The organism is Microbacterium sp., assembly GCF_035556355.1.
Lineage (GTDB): Bacteria > Actinomycetota > Actinomycetes > Actinomycetales > Microbacteriaceae > Microbacterium.
Map to the genome: position 1 here is coordinate 1 of NZ_DATMFG010000008.1, position 12,092 is coordinate 12,092.

General features: G+C 71.0%; 11 protein-coding genes. 8 read left to right on the forward strand and 3 right to left on the reverse strand.

All coding sequences use genetic code 11. From position 1 onward, the window contains the following. A partial coding sequence (locus VNR19_RS01225; protein ID WP_325723103.1) for an MFS transporter occupies positions 1-781 on the forward strand: 781 nt, incomplete at its 5' end. 345 nt (positions 782-1,126) lie between these two features. Here the strand turns inward: VNR19_RS01225 and VNR19_RS01230 are convergent. Beyond that, a complete protein-coding gene (locus VNR19_RS01230) occupies positions 1,127-1,750 on the reverse strand; it encodes a M15 family metallopeptidase (protein WP_325723105.1) in 624 nt (207 codons plus the stop codon). Between the two features lie 86 nt (positions 1,751-1,836). Here VNR19_RS01230 and VNR19_RS01235 point away from each other — a divergent pair, with 86 nt between their 5' ends. The 3 genes from VNR19_RS01235 (at position 1,837) to VNR19_RS01245 (ending at position 4,730) form a co-directional block, all read left to right on the forward strand. Further along, on the forward strand, positions 1,837-2,532 hold the full coding sequence (locus VNR19_RS01235) for a response regulator transcription factor (protein WP_325723107.1): 696 nt from the start codon (positions 1,837-1,839) through the stop codon (positions 2,530-2,532). Then, positions 2,522-3,625 (forward strand): sensor histidine kinase, encoded by a 1,104-nt coding sequence (locus VNR19_RS01240; RefSeq protein WP_325723109.1) that lies wholly within the window; start codon positions 2,522-2,524, stop codon positions 3,623-3,625. The genes VNR19_RS01235 and VNR19_RS01240 overlap by 11 nt, the downstream gene beginning before the upstream one ends. 208 nt (positions 3,626-3,833) lie before the next feature. After that, positions 3,834-4,730 (forward strand): formylglycine-generating enzyme family protein, encoded by an 897-nt coding sequence (locus VNR19_RS01245; protein ID WP_325723304.1) that lies wholly within the window; start codon positions 3,834-3,836, stop codon positions 4,728-4,730. On the opposite strand, the gene helR is transcribed toward VNR19_RS01245, so the two are convergent. Continuing rightward, complete coding sequence (helR, locus tag VNR19_RS01250; RefSeq protein WP_325723111.1) at positions 4,731-6,875, reverse strand: RNA polymerase recycling motor ATPase HelR; 2,145 nt, start codon at positions 6,873-6,875, stop codon at positions 4,731-4,733. A gap of 129 nt (positions 6,876-7,004) precedes the next feature. On the opposite strand from helR, the gene VNR19_RS01255 reads away from it, so the two are divergent. Beyond that, on the forward strand, positions 7,005-7,589 hold the full coding sequence (locus VNR19_RS01255; protein WP_325723113.1) for a mismatch-specific DNA-glycosylase: 585 nt from the start codon (positions 7,005-7,007) through the stop codon (positions 7,587-7,589). A 4-nt stretch (positions 7,590-7,593) separates the two neighbouring features. On the opposite strand, the gene VNR19_RS01260 is transcribed toward VNR19_RS01255, so the two are convergent. Then, positions 7,594-8,091 (reverse strand): MarR family winged helix-turn-helix transcriptional regulator, encoded by a 498-nt coding sequence (locus VNR19_RS01260; RefSeq protein ID WP_325723115.1) that lies wholly within the window; start codon positions 8,089-8,091, stop codon positions 7,594-7,596. Between the two features lie 136 nt (positions 8,092-8,227). On the opposite strand from VNR19_RS01260, the gene VNR19_RS01265 reads away from it, so the two are divergent. From VNR19_RS01265 to VNR19_RS01275, 3 genes are all read left to right on the forward strand, one after another. Then, positions 8,228-10,108, forward strand: coding sequence for an FAD-binding protein (locus tag VNR19_RS01265; RefSeq protein ID WP_325723117.1), 1,881 nt, complete (start codon positions 8,228-8,230; stop codon positions 10,106-10,108). Then, positions 10,105-11,007: an LLM class flavin-dependent oxidoreductase gene (locus VNR19_RS01270; protein ID WP_325723119.1), complete on the forward strand. Its 903-nt coding sequence runs from the start codon at positions 10,105-10,107 to the stop codon at positions 11,005-11,007. The genes VNR19_RS01265 and VNR19_RS01270 overlap by 4 nt, the downstream gene beginning before the upstream one ends. A 92-nt stretch (positions 11,008-11,099) precedes the next feature. Further along, positions 11,100-12,092 (forward strand): aldo/keto reductase, encoded by a 993-nt coding sequence (locus VNR19_RS01275; protein ID WP_325723121.1) that lies wholly within the window; start codon positions 11,100-11,102, stop codon positions 12,090-12,092.

Below are 12,092 nucleotides of genomic sequence, written 5' to 3' on the forward strand. Positions count from 1 at the left end.
CCTCGCGGACGCCGTGACGACCACCGCGAACCTCGGAGGCCTGGGCGTCGGCCCGGTGATCGCAGGCGTCCTCGCCGCCACCCTGCCGCGCCCCCTCACGACCGTCTACCTGATCTTCCTGGTGCTCCTCGCCCTCGCGGCGATCGCCATCGCGTTCACCCCCGAGACGGTCACACGCCATGAGCGGTCGTATCGACCTCAGCGCGTCGTCGTTCCGCGCGCCGGCCGCGCGCGCTACTTCCTCCTGGCGGTGGGCGCGTTCCTCGCCTTCTCCCTGTTCGGGCTCTTCACATCGCTCTCTCCGAAGATCCTCATCACGACGCTCGGCGTCACCTCCACCGCCGTGACCGGCCTCGTCAGCGGCGTGGTGTTCGCGATCGCGGTGATCGCCCAGCTCGTCGCGACGCACGTGACGGCGGCCCGCCAGCTCGCCATCGGGCTGGTGACTCTCGCCGGGGGGTACGCGCTCCTGCTCGTCACGGGGCTGGGTGGGGGGCTCGCGGTGTTCCTCGCGGGCGCCGCGGTCGGCGGCGCGGGCGCCGGGCTCGTCTTCAAGGCCGCGATGGTCGAAGCCCGATCCCTGGCCGACGCCTCCGCGAGGGGCGAGGTGGTCGCCGGAATGTTCCTCGCCGCCTACCTCGGCATGATCCTCCCCGTCCTCGGCCTCGCGGTCGTCGCGGACATCGCCGGGCTCGCAGCCGGGCTCACCGGACTCAGCCTCGTCGCCCTCGTGGTGATCGCGCTGACCGGGTGGAGACTGTCGCGCACCCCGCGCCGCTAACCTCGGACCAGGGAGGTCACGATGTCCGAACTGCAACTGCCCGACCCGATCCGCGAGTTCGTCGAGGCGACCAATGCCGGCGATTCCGATCGCTTCGTCGCCGCGTTCACCGAAGAACGCGTACCTGAACGACTGGGGCCGCGAATTCCACGGCCACGACGGTGTGCGCAGCTGGGACCGCACCGACAACATCGGCGAGCAGTCCCACTTCGAAGTCGTCGACGTCGCAAAAGGGGGACGGACCGGACGACTGGGTCGTCACGATCGACGTCACCGGGAACGGGTTCAACGGCCGCGGGCCGCTCGCCTTCACGCTCCGCGACGGTCGGATCGCCGAGCTCCGCATCAGTTGAACCCTTGCCCCCGCATCCGCGGATCGAAGGTCGGATCCGGATACATCCGCGGGCACCCGTGCGTGACAGCCTCCGGCCGCAGTTCGTAGTGCCATCGTTCGTTCGCGTAGATCTGGCACAGCCCGAACGCGGCGCCGTGCTGCGAGAGCCAGGACGTCGCATCCGTCTCACCCACATCCACCGCGTCGCCGGTCACGTGCGGTGACGTCTCGGCCGTGGCGACCCATTTCGCCGCCTCCTCGCGCGATCCGTACTCCGCCACGGCTTCGTCGAGCAGTCGATTCTGATACTCCGGTGAGCGCCAGCCGCTGTTGATGAAGAACCGGATGCCGTCGGCCTCCGCCGCCGTCGCCGCGGCGCGCAGCGCCTCCAGCAGCTCCGGCGAGATCCGCGCGACGCCCGCGTATTCGTCGTCGAACACCGTCACGCCGTCGGGGAGAGAGCCGTCCGGGCCCAGCAGCGGGGGAGCGGCGGGTGTGCTCGCAACCGAGTCCGCCGAAGAAGGCACCGTCTGGAGCACGAGGCTCCCGACGAGCGCCGCCCCCGCGATGACGGTGCCGAGAAGGGCGAGGCCGATCGTCCTGCGGACGACGACTTCCGATGACTGTCTTGGCATGACGCCAGCTCAGCAACCGACGTGTTGCGAGGGCGTATGCGGTTCTCCATACGCGGACGATATGCGTCGGTTCCTAGGATCGACCCATGCGCGTACTGGTCGTCGAGGACGAACCCCTCCTCGCCGAGGCGATCCGCGACGGCCTGCGCCTCGAAGCGATCGCCGCCGACATCGCGGGCGACGGGCACACCGCGCTCGAGCTCCTCGCGGTCAACGCGTATGACGTGGCGGTGCTCGATCGCGACATCCCGGGCCCGTCGGGCGATGAGGTGGCCGCGAGCATCGTCGCTTCGGGCAGCGGCACGCCGATCCTCATGCTGACCGCTGCCGACCGCCTCGACGACAAGGCGTCGGGGTTCGAGCTCGGGGCGGATGACTACCTCACCAAGCCGTTCGCGATGCAGGAGCTCGTGCTGAGGCTGCGTGCGCTCGGCCGTCGGCGCGGGCATGCGAGGCCGCCCGTGCTCGAGATCGCGGGCCTGCGGCTGGATCCGTTCCGTCGCGAGGTGTACCGCGATGGCCGGTACGTGCCGCTCACGCGCAAGCAGTTCGCGGTGCTCGAGGTGCTCATGGCCGCGCAGGGCGGCGTCATCAGCGCGGAGGAGCTGCTCGAGCGCGCGTGGGATGAGAACGCGGACCCCTTCACGAACGCCGTGCGCATCACGGTGTCGGCGCTGCGCAAGCGGCTCGGCGAGCCGTGGGTCATCGCGACCGTGCCGGGGGTGGGGTATCGGATCGAGGTGCCCGTCGGCGCCGGCGATGGAGGCGACGATGGCGGATAGAGCTCCGGGCGTCAGCATCCGCCTCAAGCTCACCCTGAGTTACGCGGGGTTCCTCATGGTCGCCGGCGTGTTGCTGCTCGCGGTCGTGTGGCTCTTCCTGCTGCGGTACGTGCCGGCCGGGCCGATCACCGGCCCCGGGCCGTTCGTCCCCAATCGCGGCGACCTCGTGCGCGCGTTCGCGCCGGCCGCGGGGTGGGCGCTTCTCTTCCTGCTCGTCTTCGGGCTGGCAGGCGGCTGGTTCCTCGCGGGACGGATGCTGGCGCCGCTCACGCGCATCACCGCCGCGACGCGCAGAGCGGCCGACGGCTCGCTGTCGCACCGCATCGAGCTCGAAGGGCGCAGCGACGAGTTCCGCGAGCTCGCCGACAGCTTCGACACGATGCTCGCGCAGCTCGAGGCGCACGTGGACGAGCAGCGGCGCTTCGCGGCGAACGCGTCGCACGAGCTGCGCACGCCGCTCACGATCACGCAGGCGCTGCTCGACGTGGCGCGCAAGGATCCGGATCGCGACACCGAGGCGCTCCTCGAGCACCTGCACACCGTCAACGCCCGCGCGATCGAGCTGACCGAGGCCCTCCTCACGCTGAGCCGCGCCGACGGCCGGGCGTTCACCCGTGAAGACGTCGACCTCTCGCTCGTGGCCGAAGAAGCCGCCGAGGCGCTACAGCCGCTCGCCGAAACCCGCGCGGTGTCGATCCGGATGCGGGCGGAGCCCGCCACCGTCTTCGGGTCGAACGCTCTCCTTCTGCAACTGACCACGAACCTCCTCCACAACGCGATCGTCCACAACCTGCCGAGCGGCGGGTCCGTCGACCTGCGCACCCGCGTGGAGGGACTGTCCGCCGTGCTCGAGATCGACAACACCGGCGAGGTGCTCAGCCCGACGCTCGTCGCGACTCTCACCGAGCCGTTCCGGCGCGGAGCCGAGCGCGTCCGCACGGACCACGCCGGGGTCGGCCTGGGCCTCGCCATCGTGGACCGCATCGTGCGCGCGCACGACGGCACGCTCGACGTGCGCCCACGCGAAGGCGGCGGTCTGAGAGTCACGGTTCGTCTGTCCGCTTCCAGAGGCACCACCCCTCTGCCAGACTGACTCGCGTCACCGGCCGTGCGACGGAAGCAGTCACGAATGGACGAACCGACCGAAGCACCCGCCCGCGTTCCGCCCCGGTGGTTCGTGAGCACGGCCCGCGTGGTGGCTCAAGCGGCGGCGACCTCCATCAGTCCGCGCCCGCGCTCGCACGACACCCCCCTTGGTGGTGTTCGAGCCCGCCTAGCATGAGCACGTGACCGACGATTCGATGGTCCGGATCCCGGCGGGCACGTTCCGCATGGGCTCCGACGAGTTCTACCCCGATGAGCAGCCCGTGCACCACCGCGTCGTCGAGGAGTTCCGGATCGACCGCTTCGCCGTCACGAACGAGCAGTTCGCCGAGTTCGTCGCCGACACGAGGTACGTCACGACCGCCGAGCAATCGCTCGATCCGGCGCAGTATCCCGGTGTCGCGCCGGAAGACCTCGCACCCGGCTCGCTCGTCTTCACACCGACCTCCGGTCCCGTGGACCTGAGCGACTGGCGCCAGTGGTGGCGGTGGGAGCCCGGCGCGTCGTGGCGCCACCCGTTCGGACCCGAGTCGTCGCTCGAGGGGCGGTCGCGGCATCCGGTGGTGCATGTGTCCTTCGCGGATGCCTCGGCCTATGCGGACTGGGCGGGCAAGCGCCTTCCGACCGAGACCGAGCACGAGTACGCGGCGCGCGGCGGCGCCGACGCCGAGCGGTTCGCGTGGGGGAGCGAGCCCTTCCCGGACGGCGTCGCGCAGGCGAACTCGTGGATCGGGCGGTTCCCGTACGAGAACCGCGGTCGCTTCGGCGCCGACACCGCACCCGTCGGGTCCTACCCGCCGAACGGCTATGGCGTGTACGACCTCATCGGCAACACATGGGAGTGGACGACCGATTACTACGTGCCGTGGCATATCGTGCCGGGGACGCCGCAGGTCGACGCGGAGGGCCGGGTCGACCTGCCGCGCGCCGCGAGCCCCGAACCCGGGTCGACGATCCCGCGCCGCGTGCTCAAGGGCGGGTCGTACCTGTGCTCGCCCGAGTACTGTCTGCGGTTCCGGCCGGCTGCGCGCTCGCCGCAGGCCGAGGATTCCGCGACGACGCACATCGGTTTCCGGTGTGTCGTCAGCGCGTGATCAGCGCGTGAGGATCACGAGCCGCTGCGTCGCGCGCGTCATCGACACGTAGCGGTCGACGGCGCCCTCGATCCCCTCGCCGAACGACTCGGGATCGACCAGCACGACGAGATCGAACTCGAGACCCTTCGCGGTGACGGGGGTGAGCGACCGGATGCGACGCGACCCCGCGAACGTCGGATCGCCGATCACGGCGGCGACGCCCTCGTCGTGGGTGGCGAGCCACTCGTCGAGGATCGCGTCGCGCTCGTCCGCCGTGCCGTACCGCACCGGCACACCTGTCGAGCGGATCGACGTCGGCACGTTCGCGTCGGGCAGCGCCGCCCGGATGACCGGCGCCGCCTCGGCCATGACCTCCTCGGGCGTGCGGTAGTTGATCGTGAGCGACGACACGCGCACGTCGCGGAACCCGATGCGCGCGAGCCGCTCCTCCCACGACTCTGTGAAGCCGTGGCGGGCTTGCGCGCGGTTGCCGACGATCGTGAAGCTGCGCGACGGGCAGCGGCTCAGCAGCATCCGCCATTGCGCGTCGGTCAGCTCTTGCGCCTCGTCGATCACGATGTGCGCGAACGGGCCCGCGAGCACATCGGGGGTGTAGCTCGGCAGCGCGGCGTCGTCGACGAGCGTGTTCGTGAAATCCTGCCCACGCAGCATCGACATGATGAGCATCTCGCTGTCGTCCGCCTCGATGAGGTGGTCGACGACGCGGGAGCGCTCCTCCTGCTCGGCGGCGAGGTGCGCCTCGCGCTCACGACGGCGCCGACCGGCCTCGGGGTCGCCGATGCGTCGGCGCGCGACGTCGAGGAACGGCAGGTCGGACTCGGTCCACGCGCGTGGATCCGGCCGCTGCAGCATCCGTCGTTCTTCCGCCGTCAACCAGGGCGCGCACACCTTGAGATACGCCGGCACCGACCACAGGTCGGCGACGACTCCTGCGGCGTCGAGGATCGGCCAGGCGCGCGTGAAGGCCGACGTCAGCGCGTCGTTCGCGCGCAGCGCGCGACGGAGGGCCGATTCGGATGCCTCGCCCTCGAGCCTGTCGAGGAGGATCTCCAACAGCGCCTCCCACACGTCGTCGCGCGCGTCGTTGTGCGTCGAAGCGGGGTCGGCGGCATCGAACGCCTCAGCCCAGTCGTCGGGCGTGAGCACGACGTCGATCCACGGGGTCTCGACGAGCATCGGCCGGGCGGGTGGCTCCTCGTGATACCGGACCGCGCGCTCGATGATCCGGTCGACATCGGCGGTCTCCTTGAGGCGGGCGACCGCGGCATCCGTCTCGATCCCGGCTGTCGCACCCTCGGTCACGAGGTCGCGCAGCGTCGCGGTGAGCACGCCCTCCTCGCCGAGGCTGGGAAGCACGTCCGAGACGTACGCGAGGTAGGGCTCGTGCGGGCCCACGAACAGCACGCCGCCGCGCCGATGGCCGAGCCTCGGGTCGGAGTAGAGCAGGTAGGCCGTGCGGTGGAGGGCGACGACGGTCTTGCCCGTGCCGGGGCCGCCGTCGACGACGAGCGCACCGCGGGAGTCGGCGCGGATGATCGCATCCTGATCCGCCTGGATCGTGCTCAGCACATCGCGCATGCGCGGAGACCGGCTCGCGCCGAGGCTTGCGATGAAAGCCGACTCCTCGTCGAGCGCGACCGGCTGCTCGAGGCCATCGGGGGTGAACACCTCGTCCCAGTAGTCGGTGATGCGTCCGTTCGTCCAGCGGTAGCGGCGCCGGCTCACGATTCCCTGCGGGTTCGCGTGGGTCGCCGCGAAGAACGGCTCCGCTGCGGGCGCGCGCCAGTCGATGAGGAGCGGCTCGCCTGTGCGGTCGCTCAGGCCGAGGCGGCCGATGTAGATCGGCTCAGGGTCTCCCTCGCGCACGATGCGTCCGAGGCACAGGTCGAGGCGGAAGCGCCGCAGGGTGCGCAGGCGCGACGTCAGGCGGTGGATCTCGAGGTCGCGGTCGAGCGCGGCTTGGCCCGATCCCGCGGGGGCGAGCCGTTCTGCGTCGAGCCGCGCGGACAAGTCGGCGATCTCGCTGTCGAGGGTCTCGGCCATGAGCGCGAAGTGGCGCTCGTCGTCCGCAACGAGATGCGGATCGGCTTTGGCGGCGAGGTTGTCGGGAAGGTCGAATACGTGTGTGGTCGGTCGAGTCACGTCCTCAGCTCCGTCGGGGAGGGTCAATTGTGCCTCTGACCGGGGGTCTTGCGGCAAGGCCCCACCCCCTCGGTATCCTGGAGATGCAAGGAGGCGCGGTCTTGCGCGCCGCTGGGGGAGACTGGGGCGATGGGATTCACCCGCGCCGAACTGGAGTCGTATCGCGGCCGCGGCATCCCCGATCTCATGCCCGAGCATCCGCGGCTCGTCTTCGTCGGCATCAACCCGGGCCTGTGGACCGCCGCGACCGGTGTGCCGTTCGCGCATCCGGGCAACCGCTTCTATCCCGCGCTCGTCGCGGCGGGCGTCATCCCCCGGGTGCCGCGCATCGACGGTGCCGGCGCGGGGCTCTCACCCGACGACCGACGCATGTTCCTCGACGCCGGCATCGGCATCTCGAACTTCGTGAACCGGGCGACGGTGCGCGCGGATGAGCTCACTCGCGACGAGCTTCGGGCGGGAGCCGAAAGGCTCGAGGCGGATGCCGCGCGCTGGCGCCCGCGCGTCGTCGCGATCGTCGGACTCACCGCCTACCGGACGGGGTTCCGCCGACCGCGTGCGGTCGCCGGCAGGCAGCCCGAGACGCTCGCGGGCGCGGAGCTGTGGGTCGTGCCGAACCCGAGCGGGCTCAACGCGCACGACACGATCGCGTCGCTGGCCGAGGCGTACGCCGCACCCGCACGGGCAGCGGGGGTGCTGAGCTCGCGCGAGTGACGCGTCACGCGGTCGCCGGCGCCTCCCTTGGCGCGTCGGACGCGGGGGAGTCCTCTGCAGCCGCACCGGCCGCCGCCTTCATGAGAAGCCGGTGGAACTCCGCCCGCTCGTCCGGATCGAGAGCCGCGAGCGCCTCCTGCTCGGCGCCCGCGACGAGGGCGCACAGCTCGCCGGCGACCTCCTCGCCGCGTTTCGTGGCGACGATGCGGCGCTGCCGGCGGTCTTCGGCGTTCGGGCGGCGCGTGAGCAGGCCCGCCTCTTCGAGGTCGTCGACGAGGTAGGTCATGACCGTGCGGTCGATGCCGAGCCGTTGCGCGAGGGCGAGCTGACTCGGCTGCGGGCCGTTGACGACGACTTCTGCGAGCGTCTCGTAGCCGCGGGTGCTCTGCGGGAAGTCGGTGAGGATCGGCGCCATGCGATCGCGATACGCGCGCAGGAGCACGCCGAGCGCCCACCCGAAGTCCTGGGTGATCGGCGGATGCCGCGGATCATCGGCTGCCATGCATCAATGGTACGCCAGATCAGTTGTCATGACAGTGATCTGTGGGGAATATCATCTTTCGCCGCGCGTTACAGGAGTCGTGCCGCCTCCGGCGGCTTCGGCTCTCCGCGCACCCGGCGCGGAGCGGGAAGGAACAATGGACATCGAACTCGGCATCGCCGTGCGGGCGACGGACGCACGGCAGGCAGCCGCCGTCACCGAGCTCGCCCGACGGGCGGAAGAGCGTGGGCTCGACCTCGTCGTCGTCGATTCCTCGACGGCGGACGGAGGGATCGACCCGTGGACCCTCGCGACATGGCTCGCCGGCGCCACGAAGAGTATCGGCATCGGCATCGACCGGCCCCTTCCGACGGCTCCCGACCCGACCGACAGCACCGCCGCATACCCCAGCGTGATCGGACGAGCGCGCGAGAGCCTCGAGAGACTGGCGCGCGGACGTGTCATCACGGATGCCGCGGCGTGGGTCGTGGCATCCGCCGACGCAGACGCTGCGACTCTCGCCGCCCTGGCGGAGCGCGACGGCCTGCCGGTCGTCGTGCCCGTGGCGTCGCTCGAGGAAGTCGACCGCGTCACGTCCTTCGTGCCGGAACGCGCCGGGATCACGGGGCGTCGGCGGTCCGCGGCTGCTCGCGCGCGGCGGGTCGCCGGGATCGACTACGACGACGTGCCCGAGTCGCTCACCGAGACCGCCGTCGAGCCGGGCGACGCCGAGTACGCATCGGTCGCGTCGACGTACCTCCGCGGCGGGCGGCCAGGGCTCGTGCTGCGCCCCCGCACCCCGGACGAGGTCGCCGACGCACTCGCGTTCGCGCGCCGGCATCCGGATCTCCCGCTCGGCATCCGCAGCGCCGGCCACGGCATCAGCGGCCGCTCGACGAACGAGGGCGGGATCGTGATCGACGTCGGGGCGATGAACTCGATCGAGGTGCTCGACGTCGAGCGACGCCTCGTGCACGTCGGTCCCGGCGCGACGTGGAAGCGCGTCGCCGCGGCGCTCGCGCCGTACGGCTGGGCGCTCGGCTCGGGCGACTACGGGGGAGTGGGCGTCGGCGGTCTCGCGACCGCGGGCGGCATCGGTCTCCTCTCGCGAAAGCACGGTCTCACGATCGATCACCTCCGTGCGGTCGAGCTCGTCCTGCCCGATGGCCGTCTCGTGCGCGCGACTCCGACCGAGAACGCCGACCTCTTCTGGGGCGTGCGCGGCGCGGGTGCCAACTTCGGCGTCGCCACGGCCTTCGAGTTCGAGGTCTCGGAGGTGGGTGACGTCGGGTGGGCGCAGCTGATGTTCATGACGGACGACCTCGAACGTTCTCTGCGTCGCTACGGTGAGCTGGCGAGCGCGGCGCCTCGCGACACGACCGTGTTCCTCGTGACGGGGCAGCCTCGGCAGGGCGTGGCGCGACTCCAGCTGTACGGCATCGTCGACAACCCGGATCCCGACACCGTCGTCGAGCGGCTCACGCCGTTCCTCGAGCTCGGGGTGCTCGCCGAGCAGCAGGTCGTCATGACGTCGTACGAGTCGGTCATGGCCATGGCGGCCGACGTCGGGGCCGAAGGGCACCACGGGCACGGCGAACCGCACTCGCGCTCGGCGTTCATCGGCGAGCTCACACCCGAGTTCGCGCACGATGCCGCCGAGATGCTCGCCACGGGCGCCGTGTACTTCTTCCAGCTGCGCGCGATGGGCGGCGCGATCGCCGACGTCGAACCGGATGCCACAGCCTTCGCCTTCCGCTCGCCCGCGTTCCACGTGACCGCGATGGGAGCGCGTGACGACCGGCTGGACCGCGCGTGGGCGCCACTGCGTCACCACACGGAGGGGCTGTATCTCAGCTTCGAGACCGAGCGCACGCCGGAGACGCTGCGCGACGCGTTCCCTCCGCGGGTGCTCGACCGCCTGCGCGAGCTCAAGCGCCGATACGATCCCCACAACCTCCTGCGCGACAACTTCAACATCGACCCCGCGGACGAGCCTTCGCTCGCAGCCGCACAGACCCCTTCGGAGGCGATCGCATGACCGACTACGGCCACGACCTGCTCTTCGGCACCTTCGTCACCCCGACGGCCGACAACGCCGAGCACGTGCTCGACATGGCGGTCGCGACCGATCGTGCCGGCCTCGACCTCGTGACGTTCCAGGACCACCCGTACCAGCCGGCGTTCTTCGACACGTCGACGCTGCTCGCCTTCGCCGCCGCCCGCACCGAGAACGTGCACCTGAGCGCCAACGTCGCCAACCTGCCGCTGCGGCCGCCGGCCGTGCTCGCGCGCGCGGCGGCGTCGCTCGACATCCTCAGCGGCGGGCGCTTCGAGCTCGGCATCGGCGCGGGAGGATTCTGGGACGCGATCGCCGCGATGGGTGGACGCAAGCTCACGCCGGGGCAGGGCGTCACCGCGCTCAAGGAGGCGATCCAGATCATCCGCGAGCTGTGGGACGTCGACAACCCCGAGATCGTGCGAGTCGAGGGCACGTACTACACCGCGAAGGGCGCCAAGCGCGGTCCGCGTCCTGCCCACGACATCGGGATCTGGGTGGGCGCATACAAGCCGCGGATGCTGGAGCTCACGGGCGCGATGGGCGACGGCTGGCTCCCGACGCTCGAGTACATCGAGGGCGGTCTTGCCGGCGTGCCCGACGCAAACGCGCGCATCGACGCCGCCGCGGTGGAAGCGGGGCGTGACCCGGCCGACGTGCGTCGGGTGTTCAACTTCATGCGCGTGGGCTTCGCGCCGAGCGAGCGCGGATTGCTCAACGGTCCGCCCGAGGCATGGGTGGACCACATCGCCGACATGGCGCTCAACTACGGCATCAGTGCTTTCGTCATCGGCGGCGACGACATCGCGATGACCGAGCGCTTCGGCGCCGAGGTCGCGCCCGCGGCGCGTGAGCTCGTCGCGCGCGAGCGCGGTCGCTGACCCGAACGCGAAGCGAGGGAGCGCAGCTTCGCTCGCTCAGCGACCGGGGGACGGGCGTCCGGGCGGGTGGTGCCGGTGGCATGCTGTAACGCATGCAGCAACGACCCCTCGGACGCACCGGACGCGACATCTCGGCCATCGGACTGGGCACCTGGCAGCTCGGCGCGGACTGGGGTGCCGTGAGCGAGGATGACGCCAGGGCGGTGCTCGCGGCATCCGTCGATCACGGCGTCACCCTGTTCGACACCGCCGACGTGTACGGCGACGGGCGCAGCGAGTCGATCATCGGCCGATTCCTCGCCGAGCGCCCCGGCCACGGCATCACGGTCGCGACGAAGATGGGCCGCCGCCTGCCGCAGCTGCACGAGAACTACTCGCCCGAGAACTTCCGCGCGTGGACCGAGCGCTCACGCAACAACCTCGGCGTCGACACGCTCGACCTCGTGCAGCTGCACTGCCCGCCGACGTCGGTGATCGAGGCCGACGCCACCTACGACGCCCTCGACGAGCTCGTCGCCGAAGGCGTGATCGCGGCGTACGGTGTGTCGGTCGAAACCTGCGCGCAGGCGCTCGCGGCGATCGCGCGCCCGAACGTCACGAACGTGCAGATCATCTTCAACCCGTTCCGGCTCAAGCCGCTCGACGAAGTGCTTCCCGCCGCCGCCGAGGCGGGCGTCGCGATCTTCGCGCGCGTGCCGCTCGCATCGGGACTCCTCTCGGGCAAGTACACGCGTTCGACGACGTTCGCCGCAGACGATCACCGCACGTACAACCGCCACGGCGAGGCGTTCGACCGGGGCGAGACGTTCTCGGGCGTGGACTACGAAGAGGGGCTGGCCGCGGCATCCGAGCTCGCCGAAGCCCTCCCCGAGGAAGTCTCGCTGCCGGCCGCGACCCTCGCGTGGATCGCGTCGCGTCCCGGCGTCACGAGCGTGATCCCCGGCGCGCGCAACGTGCGTCAGGCGGAGTCGAACGCCGAAGCGGCCGCCCTGCTGGACGGGGGGTTCGACCTCGAAGGGTTCGACCGCGTCGTGCACGAGGTCTACGACCGGCGGCTGCGCGCGTCGATCCACCCGCAGTGGTGA